This window comes from Flavobacterium sangjuense (assembly GCF_004797125.1).
Taxonomy (GTDB): Bacteria; Bacteroidota; Bacteroidia; order Flavobacteriales; family Flavobacteriaceae; genus Flavobacterium; species Flavobacterium sangjuense.
This window is the reverse complement of the sequence record NZ_CP038810.1, coordinates 2,895,945-2,917,926: the sequence shown is the minus strand read 5'-3', so window position 1 is coordinate 2,917,926 and position 21,982 is coordinate 2,895,945. Positions and strand designations below refer to the sequence as shown.

Sequence of the window (21,982 nt, the reverse complement as noted above, 5' to 3'; positions counted from 1 at the left end):
TTATAAGTACTTAACAGGATTTGTATTTTCTTCCGAAAAATTGACTGCAAAATTAGGGATTTTTTTCTTAAGAAAATCAACAATATAATTTTTTGTAAATCTTTCACTTTCAAAGTGGCCAATATCTGCTAAAATTAATTGATTTTCAGCTTCGTAGAAATTGTGATACTTCAAATCGGAAGTTAAAAAAACATCAGCACCAGCTTGTTTGGCATTGCTTATTGCAAAACTTCCCGAACCACCAAGCACAGCAACCTTCTGAATGGATTTTCCAAGCAAAGCACTGTGACGAATTCCGCCGCACTGCATTTTGTCTTTTACGAAGTTTAAAAACTCGGTTTCGCTCATTGGTTTTTCGAGTTCGCCTATCATTCCGAGTCCAATATTCTGATGTACATTTTGCAAGTCGTAAATCTCATAAGCCACTTCTTCATAAACATGGTTTTTGAAAAGCGCTTTTAAGATTTTGGATTGCAGGTGTTTTTCAAAAGTCACTTCAATTTTGATTTCTTCGTTTTCTACAAATTCGAAGCGTTGACCAATTTCGGGATTACTGTCTTCATTTCCCATATAGGTTCCAATACCTTTCGAATTGAAACTGCAATCTTCGTAGTTGCCAATCTTTCCGGCACCGGCTTCAAACAAGGCGTTGCGTAATTCTTCTACGTTTTCGGGAATGGTATACGTAACCAATTTTTGGATGAAGTTTTGTTTCGGAACTAAAATTTTGGTGTTAATCAAACCTAAGGCATCAGAGAAAATTTTGTTCACTCCGTTTTTATGATTGTCTAAAGCCGTGTGAACTGAATAAATAGCAATGTCATTTTTAATCGCTTTCAGCACAGAACGTTCCACATAATTCTTCCCGGTAATTTTTTTCAAACCTGAAAAAATAATAGGATGGAAGCACACAACCAGGTTGCACTTTTTGGCAATAGCTTCGTCAATAACACTTTCTAATGCATCGTGACAAACTAAGATTCCGGTAGCTTCGGCATTCGCATCGCCAACGAGCAAACCGACGTTGTCAAAATCTTCGGCATAAGCCAAAGGCGCCATTTCTTCTAGGACTGAAAGTAATTCTTTTATCTTCATATTGTTATGTCGCCCACTTATTTAAATAGTCTTTAATCGTCCAAATACCATTTACTTTTTCGAGCAATAAATAGCTGCCGCTGTTGTGTTCAATGCTTCGGTAGAATGCGACTTTTACTAAAGCGTTATTGCCACCACCAAAATATATAGGTTTACTGATAATCATCAAACGTTGGTTGTTTTCACCGTGTTGGGCATAGACAGCTTGAAATTCTTCCAAAGATAAACAGTTATTTACTTTACTTTTCAGGTACTGATTCTGATTGTCAAACAAAATATTGTAAGCAGCAGACCAATCTTCATCAATGCCGATGATGATTTGTTTTTTGATTTCGGCAGCATTCTTTTTGAGGAAATCGCTTTTTGAAATTACTTCAAGAACTTCTTCATTATTCGGTGCTTTTTTGCAATAAAAACTCAGCAATTGTAATCTGCCTTTTGCAATTACTTTTTCTTCTTTATAGTATTTGGAAAAAATTATTTTCAAAATGGCAGCATTGTCGGTTTCCTGTGCCAAAGCTACAGGAGAAATAAGCAGAAATACCAAGAGTATTTTTAAGTAATAATGTTTCATTTGTTTACTGCAACTGGAATAATTTTCATTCAAATATAAAAAATCGTTACTTTCGTAGTATGATTTTGCTGCGAAAATTACTCTTTCCTTTTGCCATATTGTATGGTTTTATCACTTCTTTAAGAAATTATCTTTTTGATAAAGGTATACTAAAATCGTATTCGTTCGATATTCCTGTTATTGCTGTGGGAAATTTGAGCGTTGGCGGTACAGGAAAAACACCGCAGATTGAGTATTTAATCCGATTGCTTTCACCAAATTATAAAGTAGCAACCTTAAGTCGTGGTTATAAAAGAAAATCGGAAGGTTTTGTTTTGGCTGATGCTTCTTCAACTGCTGAAATTTTGGGAGATGAACCTTTTCAGTATTTTAAAAAATTTCCAACTATTCAGGTTGCGGTTGATGCTGACAGACGAAGCGGAATTGAACAATTGTTAAGTAAAACAAAGCCCGAAATTATTTTGCTGGATGATGCCTTTCAGCATCGCAAAGTGAAAGCAGGATTTTATATTCTTTTGACGGCTTATGGCGATTTGTTTAGCGATGATTTTATATTACCAACAGGAAACCTTCGCGAAAGCAGAAACGGAGCCAAAAGAGCTAACGTAATTATAGTAACCAAATGTCCGCCGAACATTACGGAAACTGAGCAGGAAAGTATCAAAAAGAAACTTGGAGTTAGCTTACCTGTTTTTTTCAGTACCATTGATTATGATGATAAAGTATATAATGACACCGAAAGTTTAGCGGTTAGCGATTTAAAATTAACAGAAAAAATTTTACTTGCCGGAATTGCCAAACCAAAACCGTTTTTCGATTTTTTAAAAGCTGATACTGATGAAATTATGACATTTCCGGATCATCATCATTTTAGCGAAAGCGAAATTTTATCCATTAAAAGTAGAGCCGTTGATAAAATCATCATCACAACTGAAAAAGATTTTGTACGTTTGAAGGCTAAAATTTTAAAAGCACAATTATATTATTTACCAATCAAAAGTAAATTTGTGAGTAATCAGGAAACTTTTGACCAAATCATTTTAAACTATGTGGGAACTTGTACAGGAAACCGTTAATTATATAAAAGAGAAAACCAATTTCACTCCGGAATACGGTGTTATTTTGGGTTCCGGATTAGGAAGCTTTACTGATGATATTAATATCGAGTTTACATTGCCTTATAACGAAATTCCAAATTTCCCGGTGTCAACTGTTCAAGGCCACAAAGGCGCACTTGTTTTCGGAACTATCGGCGATAAAAAAGTTATGGCGATGCAAGGACGGTTTCATTTTTATGAAGGCTATGATATGAAGCAGGTAACGTTTCCTGTGCGTGTGATGAAATATCTTGGTGTTACCAAATTGGTAGTTTCCAATGCTTCGGGTGGCGTAAATTCTGATTATGAAGTAGGTTCGGTAGTGGTAATCAAAGATCATATTAATTTTTTCCCGGAACACCCGTTACGTGGAAAAAATGACGAGCGTTTTGGACCTCGGTTTTTGAACATGAATGAGGCTTACAATAAAGCTATGATTAAAAAAGCAAAAGCGATAGCTGTTGAAAATAATATTACAGTGTTTGATGGTGTTTATCTTGGTTTACAAGGCCCAACATTTGAAACTTTTGCAGAATATCAAATGGTAAAAATTCTTGGTGCCGATTGTGTTGGAATGTCGACTGTTCCTGAAGTTATTGTTGCCCGACATATGGGAATCGAATGCTTTGGGCTATCTGTAATTACCGATATGGGCGATGTTGAATCCGCTATGGAAGAAGTAAGCCATGACGAAGTTCTAAAAGCTGCCGCAAAAGCAGAACCACATGTTAGAAAGTTAATTAAGGAATTAATTATACAATTCTAAGCCAAATTCGCAGCAATAATTTTATAGAAATTTTCGGGTTCAAAAGGTTTGGTGATTACATCGGTCATGCCAAAAGACATCAGCATTTCTCTGTTTTCATTCAGGGAAATCGCTGTTAACGCAATTATAGGCTTTTTGGTGTCATATTCCCGAATTTTTTGTGTGGCAATTGTACCGTTTATGCCTGGCAAATGAACATCCATCAAAACTAGATCAAAATCATTTTCTTTGCTGAGCACTTCAACGGCTTCTTCACCATTGTCGATAATTTGACATATAATCCCTTTTTTCTCCAGCATTTTTTTGGTTACCATTTGGTTGATTTTATTGTCTTCCACCACCAAAATCTTTTTGCCAATTAATATGTCATCCGAATAAACTTTGTCTTTTTCAACTACAATTTCGTGAGTGCCGTGTTGCAGATTTAATTCGAAATCAAAAGTAGTTCCGACACCAACTTCGCTGGTTAAATTAATGTCTCCGCCTAATAAGTCGACCAGTTTTTTTACGATGGTTAAGCCCAAACCTGTTCCGCCATACTTTCTATTGATTTCGATAGAACCTTGCGAAAAACTTTCAAAAATGGTTTCCTGCTTGTCTTCAGGAATACCAATTCCCGTATCGCTAATTGCGAAATTTATTCTGGAGTAATCTTCTCCGGTTTCGATTACTTTGGCAATCACTTTCACTTCACCATTTTTGGTAAACTTCAGCGCGTTATTAATTAAGTTAATAAATATTTGAGACAACTTTGTTGTGTCGCCAAGCAGCATTTCGGGAACGTCCTGGTCAATTTCCAGTATGAATTTATTATTGTTTTTAGATGCAATTTCCAGCATTGAATTTTGAATATCGAGCAACAATTGTTTGATACTAAAATTGATGTACTCAATTTCGATATTATTCGATTCGATTCGGTTAATTTCCAGAATTTCATTGATGAATGTCAACAGATAATTTCCTGAAAACTTCAACGAATTTAAGTAGTGTATTTGATTCTCTTTAGGATTATCTTCAATCAGTAAATGGGTTATTCCGTTAATGGCATTTAGCGGCGTTCGGAGTTCGTGGCTTACGGTTGATAAAAATTCAGCTCTTGCTTTTGAAGCTTTTTCGGCATTGTCTTTTGCAATTTGTAATTCGAAATTTTTCTCTTTTAATATATTGTTGGATTGCGTTCTAATGATGTTGTTTTTATATAAAGACAAACTCAAAAGCGACAAAATCGTAATCAGCGCAATAGCCAAAATGCTAATAAGTTTGGCAAATTTATTCGTTTTCTGTTGTGTTTCATTTTCTTTTGTCATCTGATCAATGGCTTTCATCCGCTCACTTTCCTTGAAACTTACATAGTCATCGGCATTTAATTTTTTATTATACAAATGCGAAAGACTGTCTTTTAATTCCAAATGCGCTTTTAGATAAGTATGCGATTTTTTTAAGTCAAGCAGTTTTTCATATGACTTACTCAAATCCAACAAAATTTTCACTTTTTGGTCTAAGTTTTTCTCTTTTGTACTTAACAATAATGCTCTATTGAGATAGTTTACACTCAAATTGTAATGCTCTAAATTTTGCTCAATCGTTCCCAGTTGGTAAAGTGCTTCGGCTTTGGTTTTGAAAACATCTTTTGTGTCGTCTTTTGAAATGATTTCATTAAACAGCTTTGATGCCAATTTGGTCTGACCATTATTTTTATATAAAATACCTTTTTGCAGATTCATAAAAGGTGAAGCATCGATTTTTAGGGCATCATAAATGGATTTTGATTTGTCGAAATTGTCTTCAGCTTTGTCAAATTCCTCTAGTCCCATATAACAAAGACCAATGTTGTAGTAACAAAAGGCATAATCTGTTGATGGTATAAGCTGATTGTATAAATCGGCACTTTTTGTATAAGATTCTAAAGCATCATTCCACTTTTTTAACTCAAAATAGGTTGAGCCCAATGAAAATAATGCATCAGCTTTTCCTTTTGTATCATTGTTAAGTTTCGCGTAATTGTAGGCTTTCTGAGAAAAAGCTAGTGAAGATTTATAGTTGTTTGTTTTTTTATTAAAGTTAGCCAACTGAATATAATAGGCAGTACTGTCAACTTTTTTTATTGATACTTTTTGCCCAAAAACGACAATAGGAATAAATATGAAAATCCAAATCCATTTCATTAGTGAAATCAATAAAAATTATAATGCTAAAAGTAGCGAAATTATTTTTTTAACAACAGTATTAAATCAATTATTCGGGAAGAATAACCAATTTCGTTATCATACCAACCAACAACTTTCACCATTTTGCCTATAACAGAAGTTAGTTGTGCGTCAAAAAGACAAGAGTTTTTGTTGCCGATAATATCTACCGAAACTATTGGGTCTTCGGTATAATCCAAAATTCCTTTTAGAGAAGTTTGCGATGCTTTTTTAAAGGCAGTATTTATTTCTTCAATGTTGACTTCTTTTTTTACATAACAGGTGATATCGGTTAAAGAACCATCAGGAACCGGAACACGAATTCCGCTTCCACCAATTTTCCCTTCCATCTCAGGGAAAATTTTGGTCAATGCTTTCGCCGCACCAGTTGTTGTTGGTACAATGCTTTGGCTGGCACCACGAGCCCGACGCAAATCTTTATGTGGTTGATCGTGTAAGCTTTGATCTGTTGTATAGGAATGCACCGTTGTAATATACGCCTGCTCAATGCCACAAAGTTCGTCAATGATTTTAATCATTGGTGCGGCGTTGTTGGTCGTGCAACTTGCATTTGAAACTATGTTCTCGCTTCCGTCCAATATATTTTCGTTGACACCAAGAACTACAGTTTTAATTTCAGGAACTTCAGAAGGTGCAGAGAGAATTACTTTTTTGGCTCCGGCCAAAATATGCTTGTTGATGTCTTCAAACTTATTGTATTTACCAGTGCTTTCGATAACGAAGTCAATGTTATTCCAGTTAAGATTTGAGATTTCCTTTTCGTGAAAAAACAAATAGGGCTTTCCATCTACGATTATCGATTTGTCATTAAAGGAAACTTCATAAGGCAAAACACCATGAATACTGTCGTATTTTATCAAATGTGCCATGGTTTTATTGTCGGCAATGTCATTGATAGTAACTACTTCAATCGAAGGATGATTGAGGAGCAATCGGAAAAGATTTCTTCCAATGCGTCCAAAACCGTTGATGGCAATTTTTGTTTTCAAGTATTAAAGAATATGTTTTTCAGCGTGATAAGAAGAACGCACTAACGGACCACTTTCTACATGACGGAATCCCATTTCCTTGCCCAGTTTTTCGTATTTCTCGAATTGTTCCGGAGTGATGAATTCTTTTACCGGCAAATGTTTTTTGCTCGGTTGTAAATATTGACCAATGGTAACTATGTCAACATTTTGGTCACGCAAATCGCGCATGGTTTGTATCACTTCTTCTTCAGTTTCACCAAGACCAAGCATGATACCTGATTTGGTTCTGCGGATTCCCTGATTTTTCAGGTATTTTAAAACCGCCAAACTTCTGTCATATTTCGCCTGAATACGAACTTCACGCGTTAAACGACGCACGGTTTCTACATTGTGCGATACTACTTCAGGATTGGCTTCTACAATTCGGTCAATGATTCTTTCTACACCCTGAAAATCCGGTATCAATGTTTCTAAAGTCGTTTCCGGATTCATTCGGCGAATCGCCTGAACGGTTTCTAACCAAATGATAGAACCCATATCTTTTAAATCATCACGGTCAACGCTGGTAATCACGGCGTGTTTTATTTTCATAATTTTGATAGAACGCGCTACTTTTTCGGGTTCATCCCAATCTACCGTTTCCGGACGACCGGTTTTTACGCCACAAAAACCACACGAACGCGTGCAGATATTTCCTAAAATCATAAAGGTTGCTGTGCCTTCACCCCAACATTCGCCCATATTTGGGCAACTGCCGGAAGCACAGATAGTGTTGAGTTTGTATTTATCAACCAGACCACGAAGTTCGGAGTATTTTTGACCAATAGGCAACTTTACCTTTAGCCATTTTGGCTTACCAACCGGTAAATTAGTATCAATAACTGATTCCATTTATCATTTTTTTGCGATACAAAGATACAAAGGTAAATGTTAGAATCTAGTTAAGAAAGTTTGGATTTTTTATTGTTTGGAATTCTCTCTTTTTTTCTGTTCTGATAGTATTTTGGATAGAAAAGGCTGCACTTCTTTTTCAATCGTTGCTTCTGAAATATTCAAAGCTTTTGGTTTTCTAACCAATTGATGCCATGGTTTCGGGGCATCGAAATTATAACTACCGAAAATGACAACTGGAGTGCCTTTTAGTTTAATGGTTTGATCGTTTACCAATACCCATTCATCAGCCCAATCATAAAGGTATTTTGCATCTCTTTCCTGTAATCGTAAGCACGAATGCGACGCAGGATAACCGGGTAACTCATATTGATGCCATCCAACACCTAGTTTGTTGGCGACATTAAAGTTCCATTTTAAATCCCATTCGTCATTAAACGTGCTGGTAGTTTTTTCGGCTTTCCAGTTGGTAAAAAATAATCCAGTTGGAGTCTTGTCTGCTTTTCGCCCCATATTGGTTGGTCCGGTTCGAATTAAATATCCATATTCATAAGTAGCAAAAGTCTGTGTCGCATACGAAAAGAAGATTATTTTGCTAACATTCTCAAGCGCGGATACTTCAAGCGGGAACGGTAAATAATATGCCATATCACCGCTCAAATCTTTTGGGACTATAATGGAATCCATCTTGACAATATTGGCTTTATCAGTTCTGTTAACCGCCAGAACTATCCAAATTTTTGCGCTGTCGTTTGTAGTAGCCAGCCAGCTTTTGGTTTTTTCAAAATGGTAGCCAACTGCTTTCGGCTTTGTTCGAGTTGGAGCGGCTTTTTTATGCATCACAGGTTTTTCGTGTTTACACGAAATTAAGACCATAAAAATACTAAGGATAAGGATATACTTTTTCATGGTATAAAATTCCTTATTCTCAGGGTAAATGTGTTACATAATTTGTGCTATTTGTTATGACTTTTGAAGAAGTAAATTAAAAATGACCATATAGCGTTTTCACTCCAAGTGGAGCCATAACCTTTGTTCATCCTTTCCAAAATAAACAAAAAAGCAACTGCCGCAAACAACGATCTGACCAGACCATCATTTGCGGCAGTAACTCATTACTTAGCCTTTACTTTTTGTTCAGCTCTCCAACAAGTCTTTTTAATTCGTCAATTTGCAGTTGCATTCCTTCAATCACTTGTTGCTGTTCTTTTACAGCAGCAATAAGGATAGGAACAATTGCTGTGTAATTAACGGCGTTAAACTCTACTTCGTCGCTTAACTTTTTACCGTTTTGTGAATCATGATTTTCATATTCGGCAGGCTGCACCGTTTTTTTTACCGCACTTGGTATTACCTGCTGCAGTTCATCGGCAATTAAACCATATTGTAAACCCTCTGGCAGGTTCATTTGTTTGTAAGCACTTGTGTTATAATTGTATGCCGAAGGTTGTAGACGGTTGATTAACGTTAAAGCGCCATTCAAAGGCACTATGTCGGTTTTCAGTTTTCTATCGCTTGCTATAAATAAACCAGTTGTATAAACAGTTCCATTAAAATAACCACCAAAACTGGTAGTTGTGCCTCCACTTCCAGAACCATACACACCGTAAGCAATTTCGCCACCAGTTGCAATTCCATAAATACCATAATTGGAATTACTACCATACTGTGCAGTTGCATAAATCCCATGGGAATTGTTCCCAAATCTTCCGGTAGCATGAACTCCGTAATTGTTAGAGGTACCATACAGCCCAGATGCCTTAATTCCATATGTGTTGGTTCCATACTGCCCACTTGCATAAATTCCGTGATTGTCATCATTGCCATTATTACCTGCAGCATACATACCATACCTGTCGCCTGGACCTGCAATGATTGATTGTCCACCAACTCCAACACTTCCGCCATCGCCCCAAACACCAGTGCCATAATCTGCGCTATTGTTATTAACACCGTGTACACCATAAGCTTCTGTATTGGTGCCTGTAAACACTCCTCGTATGACTCCTTGTGATGCGGCGGTATTGTTGCTTACTACTTCTAGTTTGGTTGATGGTGCATTGGTTCCAATACCCACTTTATTACTAAAGTAATTTATATCTTCACCAGTTACATATACTCCGTATTCGTTGCCTGTTGTGCTACCAACCGAATTACCATAAAGAAGGTATGAATTGCCGGTGCCGTCATTATCAGCTGTAATATTTAGACCATACAAATTGCCTGCTTGTCCAGCTGCTTTGTTCACATCGGCAGCATATCCGTAAGTGGTTCCAGATCCGTTATGGTTAACCAACTGGTGGCTGCCGTAAATGGTGGATGTACTCGCTGCGGCTGCATCTACCCAGTTATAAGTGCCATATCTTGAACCGGTACCAAGAGGTGCCAAGTAGTTATAATTTCCGTAGGCACTTCCGGTGCCGTTTGGTATAGCGTTTAGATAAGAACCATAAACATTACTTGCATCTCCAGCGGTGCCTTCCATCAAAGAATATACGCCATACTTAGTTCCGGTGCCTACTTCATTCACGTTCAAATTGATGCCATATTTGTTTGATGCACCAGTGTAATCATTCTGGATAGATAAACCTGTAGGTGTGGTAGCATCGGCTATATTAATTTTAAGCCTATTGCTGTCAGGTGTTGTTGTACCAATTCCCACATTCATGTTGGGATCAATACTAAGTGCTGGATTTGCCTGAACTGTTAGATGCAGTGAACCGGCTGAATTTCCAGCTCCGGTACCAAAATCAACATCGGTACTGTTACCCGCAAAAGAACCCAAATAACCTCTGTAAGCACCATCTTCATAAAGTCCAACAAACATATTGCTTGTTCCTTCCACTCTCATCGCGTTACCAGTGGTACTTTTCACATGCAGTTTTGAAGTAGGAGTTGTGGTACCTATACCAATATTAGCACCATTATTGAAAATATTGTTGCTGTTTACTAACCACGAAGTGCCGTCCCAATAAGGTGTATTTCCAGCAGCAGTACCGCTCAAAAGTATTCCAGGGTTGCCCTGTGGTCCTTGAGGCCCTGTTGCTCCAGCTGGACCAGTTAAACCAATTGGACCTTGAGGACCTGTCGCTCCTGCAGGACCAGCAGGTCCCGGAGTTCCATTTGCAGAAAATAAAGCATAAGGTACGCTTAAAAGTTCGCTGGTACCTGAAATAGTATAGGTCGACCCTCCAGTTGGGTCAGTCTCTGTTTTAATAAAATAAGGTCCATCTGCCCAATTAATCCCTTCAAATGTGCCAGTTAGTGGTGTACCGCTACCAATTTCTAAACTTACTAAACCGTTAGCATTGGTGTTTGGGGTTTGCGTTTCGCTATATACTACTGTACCATTTGATGTACCTTGCAATACACTTATTTTCATTCCAACCGCTGTTGATGTTATTAGTGTGTTACCATTGTTGCGAATTACGGCTTGGTAACTCATTTTTTGTGGGGCTTGCGCAAATACGCTTGCAGTTATAAAAAGCCCAGCTATGATTGAATAAATTTTCTTCATCTTTTTTATTTTTTAATGATTTTAAATGTTTTTACTTGTTTGTTGTTGTTTGTTACTTTTAAAAAATAGGTAGCACTCGGCAAATTTTCCATGCGGATCGTTTCTGTGGAACTTGTAATTTTTTTGTTTTCAATTAATTTACCGGTTATGTCGTACAGTTGAAAGTTCAAAGAAGAAAGATCGCTGTTGCCAACATTCAGTGTTAAATAATCAATAGTTGGGTTAGGGTATGCCTGTATAAGATTTACTTCATGGTTTTCCAATCCTAATACTATTGAAATTTCGTAAGGTTGTTGTACACCTTGAGCTACCGACCCATTAGAACCTGTGATGGTAGTGTAAACTATCTGGCCTACGCTGTAAGCAACGGTTCCTCCGCTACCAGAAGCATTACCGCCAGAAGCAGTGGCTGCTTGTTGTGCATGTGCTGAAAGACTAAATCCTAATAGCAAAACACCTAATTTTACTTTTTTGTGTTTCATTTTATGTTTTTTTAGTAGTTAATTATTGTTTGTGATTCTGAACCAAAAGTATTTGTTGTTCTTATTCTAAAACCCACCTAATTGACGGATTTAGCTTCTGAATTGATGAATGGTAATTTTTCATTAAATCAGATCAAAAGGAGCTTAATTACTTGTTTATTGATGCCCAAAAAACGATGCGTCAATCAAGACTAGCCATTCATCAATTGAGAAAACGATCTAATCTCTAAGCATTATAAGTTTGCTTTTACTATTACTTTACTTGTTAGTTTGTAGTGGTGTTATTTTAAATAGTATCTAAATAAAATTAATTGTATGACAGATTTAGTAAAGTCTAAAACATTCAATAATGAACAATTTGAAGATGTATTGATTTATTTTTCTAAATCCATTTTAGGAAAAGAAAATGAAGAAGATTTGCTATGGGATTTAGCTAAAAACTGTATTGCCAAATTAGGTTTTGTTGATTGCGTTATTTATATCATCAACACGCAACAAAATGTGTTAGAACAAAAAGCGGCTTATGGACCCAAAAGCCCAAAAGATAAAAATCTCTATAATCCGGTCACGATTAATTTAGGACATGGAATTACCGGTACAGTTGCTGTTACAGGTAAGGCCGAAATTATTAATGATACCTCAAAAGATGAAAGATACATAGTTGATGACGAGCAACGGTTGTCGGAAATCACCGTACCTATTGCTACAGAAAGTGCGATATATGGCGTTTTAGACTGTGAACATCCAAGTAAAGGATTCTTCACACAACAACATTTAAAAATGTTATCCACCATAGCATCTATATGTGCTATTAAAATTGAGAATGTTAGAGCATCCAAATTAATTCAGGAAAAACAAGACAAGTTGCTCAAAATAAAACAAGAGGTTGTCGAATTAAAATTAAAAGCCTTAAATACGCAAATGAATCCACATTTCGTATTTAATGCCTTGAATGCTATTCAGTATTTTATTACTTCTGAAAACAAAAAATCAGCTTTAGAATACCTATCAGTTTTTAGTAAATTGATACGTTTTTATTTAAAACATATTGAAAAAGAAACCGTTACACTCGATGAAGAAATTGCCATGCTTAATTGGTATTTAAAACTGCAGCAATTGCGATATGATGATCAATTTCAATTTGAAATTACTCTTGATAAAAGTGCTAAAAATACCGATGCTTTGATACCGTCTTTTATTCTTCAAACGCTATTCGAAAACATTATTGAGCATGGTATCTATTGCCAACATACTAATCAAAAGATTTCAACGCTATTTAAAGTAACCCAAAAAAATGTGATTGTAAACTTGTCGTATAGTTATGATCCTAAGTCGGCGAAAAACAGTAACTATTTACCAGAGTATAGAGATCGAATTGTGGAATGGCAAAATCAAATACAATTACTCAATACTTTTAAAAACTATAAGATAGAAAATAAGATTACTTTCCATAAAAATGGTAAATTAACGGGCGGAAATATTAACTTAATACTGCCTAATTTACAATAAACCATGTTTAAGGACAAAAGGATAATAGTGTTTTGCTGGTTGTTTTGCTTCACAGTCTTTGGCGGTTTTGCTCAAAAAAGCAATAATTCTATTCCCTTTTCAATATATCTTTCAGAACACGATTCGATTTCATTTCAAGATATAATACGAACTAAAAAACTATTTAAAGACCCAAAGACATTTAAGAAAAAGACAAATCCTTCGCAAACTTTTTGGATTCAATTGGATTTTAAAAATATGGCGCACCAATTAGAAAAGGATACTACCTATAATTTAAAATTTAAGGATTTTGAGTATGCCACTTTTTATTATCAAAACAATGCAACTATAGGCCAACGCAAGATTGGAAGATTTGACGGCATTAAAAACTCAGAATTGATGATTTACAGTCATGGGACTTACTTCAATAAACACAATCTCATTGACAATAGGTATTTATACCTTAAAGTTAAAAGGGTTAAAGCTTTTGAACCTATTTCACTATGGAAATTCACCTACCAGTCACAAAACGAGGAAAATGAGATAAATAGAGGATTAACCTGGACTAATGTCAAAAAATTAGTTCCCTCTTTTTTGTTTGCCGGTGTTTGTATAATCATGTGCTTATTTACATTTTTCTTTTATGTATACTTTAGACAAAAAGAGTATTTGTTTTACACACTATATGTTTTAAGTTTTTTTCTGTACTTATGTGGTTATAATCTAAAAATATATGATTTCCTTTTTAACAAAAACCTGTTTTATAGTTTTTGGTTCTATCAAAATTTGCAAATAGTGATCAACATATTTTATTTGAGTTTTATTCTACATTATTTAAAAACTGCCATAGACTATCCTAAACTTCACTTCACCATAAAAATCCTGGTTTTGATACTGATAACTCTAGTGGTTTTGAATGCTACTTTTATTTTATTAAACCTTTTCTCAGGACATCTGTATGTAATGTCTTTTCATCGATTTATGATGGTTTTATTTGGAGTTTGCGGAATGATTTATCTCCTAAAAAACAAGAAAGATAAGCTGGCATTATTTATAATTATTGGTTCGTTTTGTTATATGGTTGGAGGTTTAGCCCATATATTTTACAACCAGTATTACATTATGCTTACGGGTGTATCTCTGGAATTTATCATTTTTGCATTTGGTTTGACTTACAAAATGCAACAAACACAAAAAGAAAAACTGCAATTTCAGGAAGATTCTTATATCAATAAAACAAAGGCATTAAAAGCTCAAATTAATCCACATTTTATATTTAATTCCTTAAGTTCTATCCAGCATTTAATTGCCACTAACCATAAAGAAGCGGCACTAAAATACCTTACAAAATTTAGTCGGTTAATGAGAAATATTATGGAAAATTCTATTGAAGCAACTTCATTATTATCTGATGAAATTAAGATTTTGAAAGATTATTTAGAATTGGAATCCTTACGTTTTGATAATGCCTTTAATTTTTCCATAGAAATTGATGAAGCCATAGATAGTGATGCCGTTGAGGTTCCAATGCTCATCATACAACCTTTTGTTGAAAATGCTATTTTACATGGCTTATTGAATAAAAAAGAAGGTGCTAAAACATTAATCATCACTTTCAAAATGTTTGAAAGCTATATCAGTTGCGAAATAGATGATAATGGTGTAGGTAGAAATGCTGCTGCAAATGCTGCCAATAGGATTAAAAAAAACGTAAAATCGCGCGGTATGGAAGTCACTGAAAACAGGTTACGACTTCTCAATACTAAAAATCCTCAAGAAAAAAATATAGAGATTATCGATAAGTATGATGATCAGGGTCAATCATTGGGAACCAAAGTAATTATTAAAATTCCAATTAACTAAATTTTTAAGCTATGAGTTTAAAAGCCATAATTGTAGAAGATGAAAAACATAGCAGGGAAACTTTAAAAAACCTGCTTGAAGAGTTTTGTGTAGATGTAAAAGTTATAGAAACTGCAGCTAACGTCGATGAGGCAGTTACAAAAATTGCTGCATTACATCCTGATGTTGTCTTTTTAGACATTGAGTTGCAAACGGGAACTGGATTTGATGTGCTGTCTCAGTTAAGAGATATCAATTTTGAGGTTATCTTTACAACCGCTTTTGAGCAATACGCCATTAAAGCAGTTAAATTCAGTTCGCTCGACTATCTTTTAAAACCTATAGATTTAGAAGAATTGCAAAAATCAATTGAAAAAGCGAAAAAGAAGAAAAATCAAGATGTCTATAAAAAGCAATTAGAGACATTAATGCTTAATTTAAAGCAACAACATCCAAAACTCAACAAAATTTGTCTTTCAACGGCTGATGGTTTTGAATTTATAAATACCGCTGATATTCTTTATTGCAAAGCTGAGGGTTCTTACACGACATTCATTTTAAATAATAATTCAAAACTCTTGGTTAGTAAACATTTAAAAGAGTATGAATCACTTTTGCTGGAGCAACAGTTTATGCGTGTTCACAATAGTTTTTTAATCAATTTAAATGAAGTTAAAAAATTTGTAAAATCAGATGGAGGCTACATTATAATGAATAATAATGATACGGTAAGTATTTCAAGATCTAAAAAAGATGACTTTTTGGAACTTATGAATAATTTAATGCATTAGAAAAATCAATCCACATAATCCAAATCTGTATTGTGCGTTTCGCTTATTGTGAGCACAGCATAAAGTGCTAAACCAAAGGCAATCAAACCTACAAAAGCGGCTGAATATATAACGCTGTTGGTTTGTTTTAGATAATCAAAACCAATAAGCATTATCGGTACAGAACCTCTAACCATATTGGGCACACTTGTAGTGGCTGTGCTTCGCAGGTTGGTGCCAAATTGTTCTGCTGCGACAGTAACAAATAGTGCCCAAAAACCGGAACCAAATCCAATCCAGGCGCAATAGAAATAATACATGTTTTCACTTTTATTACCGCTAAAAAGAAGCAATATTACTCCGAGCAACGTAAACAACAACATGTATAAGATTGCTTTCTTTCTTGATTTTAAAACTTGAGAAAACCATCCGCTGGTGAAATCACTTATCGAAGTTGCAGTATAAGTCCACATGATTGCCTTTCCGGGATTTATGGAAGCAATACCCATTTCGGGTGCAAATTGGTTTGCCATAAAAACCAATATTCCGATGCCATACCAAATCGGAATACCAATAAAAACACAACGCATGTATTTTAGGAAAAGCACTTTATTGGTAAAAAAGGAAAAAAAATCACCACGTTTTATAGCAGTATTTTCCTTTACGCTTTTAAACATACCGCTTTCAGCCACACTAATTCGCAATACCAATAATACCAAACCCATGCATCCACCAATGATGTAGGCCGTTGTCCAGCTTCCGGCTAATTCAACGGTAAATTGGGCAACCACAGCACCAAGTACACCAAAACCTGCCACGATTGAGGTTCCGATTGCCCGCAATTCTTTGGGCAAAGTTTCGGAAACTAAAGTGATTCCGGCGCCTAATTCTCCCGCTAAACCAATTCCGGCAATGAAACGCAACACTGCATAAATAGTTCCTTTGTCGGCAAAATTCATTTCAGGTAAAAATCCGCAGGCGATATTGGCCAACGAATACACAATGATAGAACCGAATAACACTGAAAGCCGCCCTTTTTTATCACCAAAAACACCCCAAATGATTCCTCCAAGTACTAATCCTATCATTTGGTAATTGATAATCATGGTTCCGACTTTATCAGCGTCCAAATTCATGTCATTTAGGCTTGGGATACGTACAATACCAAAAAGCAATAAATCATAAATGTCAACAAAATAGCCAAGTGCGGCAATGATTACGGGAAAACTAAAAAGAATACGGAATTTTTCTTTGGTGGAAAATTGTTTCATTTGGTTGGTTTTAGAAGGATAAATATAACAAAAAACCTGCAAGAATTTGATTCCGGCAGGTCATTGATTATAGTAGTTCTTTTGTTATACTCCCAAAGAAGATTTTGTCTTTTTGATTAAGCCATCTTTATGTAACATCACCGAAATAGCTTTCAACCGAACATAAGGAACACTCATATAAACAAAGCCATCTCTCCCGGATTGTTTTCCCCAGGAATTTTTCACTTTGTAATATTGATTTCCTTTTTGGTCGGCAACTTTCCCAACGATGTGCATCAAATGGTCGTCCACAGTGTCAAAATTTTCGAACTCGGCTTGACGATATTCAGGGCTGATTTTTTTTTCCGGTTTGATTTGGGTTAGAATTGTATCTGAATCATTTTCGTCTTCAGGAATAACCGCAATTCCTTCTTCACCTGAAAAAGTTCTTTCACTATTATCGGTATCTAAAGCCAATGTATATCCTTTATCCAGCGCATTGTCAATATTTTGAATAAACTCATCCAGAGGTAGATTGTAATAATTCCCATTGGCAAAATTATCAGGAATATTTAAAATAAAGTTAGTATAAAAAGGTTCGTTTGTAAAAGAAGAGATGGTTACATAATCGTCTAAATTCAATTTGGTTGTTGCCAAAAACTGTTTTGGTGTAAGCGATTTTCCTTCGTAATTAATTTTGTTATTATCGATAGCTTGTTGGGAAGAAACTATTTTATCACTTTCATTGAATTTACCCATATATGTATCTAAAACTTTTGCGTAATCAGCTTTCCAGTTTGGATAATTTTTAGGAGTTTCGGCTACCGCTTTTTTTACAATTTTTTCTAATTCGGCAACCATTTTTTCGTGATTGTATTTTGAATTAGGGTTTGTTTTTCCAGTGAAATTGCTCTCTGGAACAACACCATATTTTCGGGCGCTGTTGATTACATCATGACTCAATCCGCCTTCACTAAACTGCGCTTTCCCTTGACGCATGACATAATTTTCAGCTTTGTCAAGATAGGTATTACGGACATTGTACATTTCAGAAAGGTCGATTTTCTTCCCTGTTAAACGAATAATTTCCGCTTCTAAAAAAGATGTGGTGGAAAAACTCCAGCATGTTCCTGTTTTATCTTGTGAAATTACCGGCATTGCTTCAATATCTTTAATGGTATGGAATTCATAAGTTTGTGAAAACCCGGCACAACCGAATAATAGGATTGCAACGTAAAATATCGATTTGTTCATAAGGAATTACTAATTGTTTTTGTAGATTAAGAATAAAAATGCTTTATTTTTACGCTAAAATAATAGAATTTATTTTTTGACATTTTATTTTAACAAATTTTAGCATTTACATGAATTCAATTAATTGGAAGACAGTTAAAGATTTTGAAGACATCACCTATAAAAAATGCAATGGCGTTGCGAGAATAGCTTTCAATCGTCCCGATGTTCGCAATGCATTCCGTCCAAAAACTACCAGTGAATTATTACAAGCTTTTCAGGATGCTCAGGAAGATACTTCTATTGGCGTGGTTTTGCTTTCGGCTGAAGGTCCAAGCTCCAAAGATGGTGTTTGGTCATTTTGTTCAGGCGGAGATCAAAAAGCGCGTGGTCATCAAGGTTATGTAGGCGATGATGGTTATCATCGTTTGAATATTTTGGATGTGCAGCGTCTTATTCGCTTTATGCCAAAAGCCGTTATTTGTGTGGTTCCGGGCTGGGCAGTTGGTGGCGGACATAGTTTGCACGTAGTCTGCGATTTGACTTTAGCCAGCAAAGAGCACGCAATTTTTAAGCAAACCGATGCTGATGTAACGAGTTTTGATGGCGGTTATGGTTCGGCTTATTTGGCTAAAATGGTTGGGCAAAAGAAAGCCCGTGAGATATTCTTTTTGGGTAGAAATTATTCGGCTCAGGATGCTTTTGAAATGGGAATGGTCAATGCTGTTATTCCGCATGCTGAACTTGAAGACACTGCTTATCAATGGGCGAAGGAAATTTTGCAAAAATCACCAACATCTATAAAAATGCTAAAATTCGCCATGAATTTGACTGATGACGGAATGGTTGGGCAACAGGTTTTTGCTGGTGAAGCAACCAGATTAGCTTATATGACTGATGAAGCCAAAGAAGGTAGAGATGCTTTTTTAGAAAAAAGAAAGCCAAACTTTGATAAAAAATGGTTACCGTAATTTGTGGATTCAGTTATTCGGTTATTTGAAAAAAGGCCTTATAACCACCAGATTAAATATTCGAATAACCAAATAACCGCATAACCACCCGAGGCGAAGCCGAACTGAATGGAGCGCCGCGGAATTAAATACACTTTTAAAATGAAACACTGGATTGAAGCCGCACGAGTTCGAACCTTACCGCTTTCGGTATCCGGAATTATTGTGGGAAGTTTTTACGCCATGTCGAAAAACATGTTCAATTGGAACATAGTTGCTTTTGCCTTATTGACCACTTTAGGGTTGCAGATTCTGTCCAATTTTGCCAATGACTATGGAGATGGTGTAAAAGGAACAGATAATAATGACAGGGTTGGGCCAAAAAGGACTATTCAAAGCGGATTGATTACACCTCAGGCAATGAAAAGAGCGATGGTAATTACATCCGTCATCACTTTGATTTTTGCTGTTTTATTAATCTACTTTGCTTTCAAGGAAAGTTATTTGTTATATTCTTTTATCTTCTTGATTTTAGGGATTTTGGCCATTGCTTCTGCTATTCGTTATACAGTTGGAAAAGGCGCTTATGGTTATCGTGGTTATGGAGATGTGTTTGTTTTTATTTTCTTCGGATTGGTAAGCACATTTGGTGTTTATTTTATGTTTTCCAAAGAGATTGACTTGCTGTTGTTACTGCCTGCCACAGCTATAGGTTTTTTAAGTGTTGGTGTCTTGAATTTAAATAACATGCGTGATGAAGAAAGCGATAGGAAATCAGGAAAATATACCATTGTGGTTAAAAATGGTGGCGCTTGGGCTAAAAAGTATCATTTCTTCTTAATCATTTCAGCGATGGTTTTTGTCTTAGCATTTATGATCCTATTTGATTATTATATTGATGCCGCTCATCCTGAAGAGTTTAATTTTGATATTTACTTTTTTTTGGTGGCTTATTTTCCTTTAACAAGTCATCTAATCACGGTTTATAAAAACAAGAACCCTAAACTTTTGGACCCTGAATTGAAAAAACTTGCTCTTAGTACCTTTTTACTTTCGGTTCTTTTGGCATTGGGCTTGATTTATTTTATTTCGGATATGGTTATTAATTACGTTTAATTAATTAAAAGAGCGTTATGAAAATTACATTCTACGGCCATGCCTGCATCGGGATAGAAGTTAGTGGGAAACATATTATTGTTGACCCATTTATTACCGGCAATCCAAAGGCGGCCCATATTGACATAAATAATCTAAAAGCGGATTATATTTTGCTTACGCACGCTCATAACGACCATACGTTAGATGTTGAAGCTATTGCTAAAAGAACTAATGCAATCATTGTTTCCGGCTATGAAACCGCTGTTTATTATGGGAATAAAGGCTTTCAGTATCATCCGATGAATCATGGTGGAAGCTGGCAATTTGATTTTGGTAAAGTGAAATATGTTGCCGCTGTACATTCAAGCTCATTTCCTGATGGTACTTATGGTGGAAATCCGGGTGGATTTGTAATCGAAGGTGAACACAAAAACATCTATATTTCAGGCGATACGGCTCTTACGATGGACATGAAACTAATTCCGATGCGAACTAAGCTGGATTTAGCGATTTTTCCAATTGGCAATAACTTTACTATGGATGTTGAAGATGCTATTTTAGCGGCTGATTTTGTAGATTGCGATAAGATTTTAGGATGTCATTATGATACGTTTGGTTTTATAATTATCAATCATGACGAAGCCAAAAAGAAATTCTTTGATGCCGGAAAAGATTTAATGCTTTTAGATATTGGAGAAAGCATTTCGCTTTAATGATGAAAGCATCCTACTTCAAATACATACTTCATTTTAAAAATCCTTCAGGAACTTCACGAGGTATTTTAACCGATAAAGAAACCTGGTTTATTATACTTGAAAAAGACGGTAAAAAAGGAATAGGCGAGTGCGGAATTCTACGTGGATTATCTGCAGATGACCGACCGGATTATGAACAAAAATTAAAATGGACTTGTGAAAATATTCATCTTGGAGAACAAAAACTTTGGGATGAATTAATCGAATTTCCGTCAATTCAATTTGGAATTGAGATGGCTTTTTTGTCTTTAAAAAGGGAAAATCAGTTCGTTTTATTTCCTTCGGATTTCACAAAAAACACTAAAAGCATTTCGATAAATGGTTTGGTTTGGATGGGCGATGAAACGTTTATGAAAACCCAAATTGAGGACAAAATATCCCAAGGTTTTAGCTGTATAAAATTAAAGATTGGAGCGATAGATTTTGATAAAGAAATTGATTTATTGCGTTTTATTCGAGCTAATTTTGATGAAAACACAATTGAAATTCGGGTTGATGCTAACGGTGCTTTTTCTGAAAATGATGCTTTAAATAAAATTAATCAAATAACTGGTTTTAAGATTCATAGTATCGAACAGCCAATCAAAAAAAACTATACTGACACGATGTCAGTGTTATGTAAAAATAGCCAAATTCCTATAGCTTTGGATGAAGAGCTAATTGGTGTCTTTACAACAGAAGAAAAGGAAAATTTACTCCAAAAAATCAGACCGCAATACATTGTTTTGAAGCCAAGTTTTATTGGTGGATTTCGCGGCACCTTGGAATGGATTTCAATAGCCGAAAAATTAAATATCGGTTGGTGGATTACTTCCGCTTTGGAAAGTAATGTCGGTTTGAATGCAATAGCTCAATTTACTTTTTTACAAAATAATTTGATGCCACAAGGATTAGGAACCGGAAGTTTATTTACCAATAATTTTGATTGTCCGTTGACAGTTTCTGATGGACAACTTTGGTATGATAAAAATAAAGATTGGAATTTTAATTTATAAA

General features: G+C 35.4%; 19 protein-coding genes. 9 read left to right on the top strand and 10 right to left on the bottom strand.

Translation table 11 applies throughout. From position 1 onward, the window contains the following. The gene (locus GS03_RS12405) at positions 1–1,095 is read right to left on the bottom strand and encodes a Nif3-like dinuclear metal center hexameric protein (RefSeq protein WP_136152858.1); all 1,095 of its coding nucleotides are present in this window, start codon (positions 1,093–1,095) and stop codon (positions 1–3) included. Between the two features lie 4 nt (positions 1,096–1,099). After that, the gene (locus tag GS03_RS12400; protein ID WP_136152857.1) at positions 1,100–1,669 is read right to left on the bottom strand and encodes a hypothetical protein; all 570 of its coding nucleotides are present in this window, start codon (positions 1,667–1,669) and stop codon (positions 1,100–1,102) included. 59 nt (positions 1,670–1,728) lie between these two features. Here GS03_RS12400 and lpxK point away from each other — a divergent pair, with 59 nt between their 5' ends. Next, a complete protein-coding gene (gene lpxK, locus GS03_RS12395; protein ID WP_136152856.1) occupies positions 1,729–2,745 on the top strand; it encodes a tetraacyldisaccharide 4'-kinase in 1,017 nt (338 codons plus the stop codon). Then, complete coding sequence (locus tag GS03_RS12390; RefSeq protein WP_136152855.1) at positions 2,717–3,532, top strand: purine-nucleoside phosphorylase; 816 nt, start codon at positions 2,717–2,719, stop codon at positions 3,530–3,532. Before lpxK ends, GS03_RS12390 begins: the two co-directional genes overlap by 29 nt. Here the strand turns inward: GS03_RS12390 and GS03_RS12385 are convergent. From GS03_RS12385 to GS03_RS12360, 6 genes are all read right to left on the bottom strand, one after another. Beyond that, on the bottom strand, positions 3,529–5,697 hold the full coding sequence (locus GS03_RS12385) for an ATP-binding protein (RefSeq protein WP_136152854.1): 2,169 nt from the start codon (positions 5,695–5,697) through the stop codon (positions 3,529–3,531). The genes GS03_RS12390 and GS03_RS12385 overlap by 4 nt on opposite strands. Positions 5,698–5,738: 41 nt before the next feature. Then, the gene (gene gap / locus GS03_RS12380; RefSeq protein ID WP_136152853.1) at positions 5,739–6,728 is read right to left on the bottom strand and encodes a type I glyceraldehyde-3-phosphate dehydrogenase; all 990 of its coding nucleotides are present in this window, start codon (positions 6,726–6,728) and stop codon (positions 5,739–5,741) included. A 3-nt stretch (positions 6,729–6,731) separates the two neighbouring features. Further along, positions 6,732–7,601: a lipoyl synthase gene (gene lipA / locus GS03_RS12375; protein ID WP_136152852.1), complete on the bottom strand. Its 870-nt coding sequence runs from the start codon at positions 7,599–7,601 to the stop codon at positions 6,732–6,734. Positions 7,602–7,670: 69 nt separating this feature from the next. Further along, the gene (locus GS03_RS12370; RefSeq protein ID WP_136152851.1) at positions 7,671–8,510 is read right to left on the bottom strand and encodes a L,D-transpeptidase; all 840 of its coding nucleotides are present in this window, start codon (positions 8,508–8,510) and stop codon (positions 7,671–7,673) included. A gap of 217 nt (positions 8,511–8,727) precedes the next feature. Further along, complete coding sequence (locus GS03_RS13440) at positions 8,728–11,118, bottom strand: tail fiber domain-containing protein (protein ID WP_136152850.1); 2,391 nt, start codon at positions 11,116–11,118, stop codon at positions 8,728–8,730. Between the two features lie 5 nt (positions 11,119–11,123). After that, the gene (locus tag GS03_RS12360; protein WP_136152849.1) at positions 11,124–11,600 is read right to left on the bottom strand and encodes a T9SS type A sorting domain-containing protein; all 477 of its coding nucleotides are present in this window, start codon (positions 11,598–11,600) and stop codon (positions 11,124–11,126) included. A 315-nt stretch (positions 11,601–11,915) separates the two neighbouring features. Here GS03_RS12360 and GS03_RS12355 point away from each other — a divergent pair, with 315 nt between their 5' ends. From GS03_RS12355 to GS03_RS12345, 3 genes are all read left to right on the top strand, one after another. After that, on the top strand, positions 11,916–13,109 hold the full coding sequence (locus GS03_RS12355; protein ID WP_136152848.1) for a histidine kinase: 1,194 nt from the start codon (positions 11,916–11,918) through the stop codon (positions 13,107–13,109). A gap of 222 nt (positions 13,110–13,331) precedes the next feature. Further along, positions 13,332–14,951 (top strand): sensor histidine kinase, encoded by a 1,620-nt coding sequence (locus GS03_RS12350; protein ID WP_168710308.1) that lies wholly within the window; start codon positions 13,332–13,334, stop codon positions 14,949–14,951. Between the two features lie 11 nt (positions 14,952–14,962). Continuing rightward, complete coding sequence (locus GS03_RS12345) at positions 14,963–15,721, top strand: LytR/AlgR family response regulator transcription factor (protein WP_136152846.1); 759 nt, start codon at positions 14,963–14,965, stop codon at positions 15,719–15,721. Positions 15,722–15,726: 5 nt separating this feature from the next. On the opposite strand, the gene GS03_RS12340 is transcribed toward GS03_RS12345, so the two are convergent. Together GS03_RS12340 and GS03_RS12335 are read right to left on the bottom strand one after the other, a co-directional pair. After that, a complete protein-coding gene (locus tag GS03_RS12340) occupies positions 15,727–16,971 on the bottom strand; it encodes an MFS transporter (RefSeq protein WP_136152845.1) in 1,245 nt (414 codons plus the stop codon). Positions 16,972–17,055: 84 nt separating this feature from the next. Further along, a complete protein-coding gene (locus GS03_RS12335; RefSeq protein ID WP_136152844.1) occupies positions 17,056–18,204 on the bottom strand; it encodes a C1 family peptidase in 1,149 nt (382 codons plus the stop codon). Between the two features lie 110 nt (positions 18,205–18,314). Between GS03_RS12335 and GS03_RS12330 the strand changes: the two genes are divergently transcribed. From GS03_RS12330 to GS03_RS12315, 4 genes are all read left to right on the top strand, one after another. Continuing rightward, a complete protein-coding gene (locus GS03_RS12330; RefSeq protein WP_136152843.1) occupies positions 18,315–19,154 on the top strand; it encodes a 1,4-dihydroxy-2-naphthoyl-CoA synthase in 840 nt (279 codons plus the stop codon). A gap of 141 nt (positions 19,155–19,295) precedes the next feature. Continuing rightward, complete coding sequence (gene menA, locus GS03_RS12325) at positions 19,296–20,249, top strand: 1,4-dihydroxy-2-naphthoate octaprenyltransferase (RefSeq protein ID WP_136152842.1); 954 nt, start codon at positions 19,296–19,298, stop codon at positions 20,247–20,249. 17 nt (positions 20,250–20,266) lie between these two features. Beyond that, positions 20,267–20,944 carry a metal-dependent hydrolase gene (locus tag GS03_RS12320; RefSeq protein ID WP_136152841.1) on the top strand — a complete coding sequence of 226 codons (678 nt, stop codon included), beginning with the start codon at positions 20,267–20,269 and terminating at the stop codon, positions 20,942–20,944. 2 nt (positions 20,945–20,946) lie between these two features. Further along, positions 20,947–21,981 carry an o-succinylbenzoate synthase gene (locus GS03_RS12315; protein WP_136152840.1) on the top strand — a complete coding sequence of 345 codons (1,035 nt, stop codon included), beginning with the start codon at positions 20,947–20,949 and terminating at the stop codon, positions 21,979–21,981. Position 21,982: the final 1 nt, after the last annotated feature.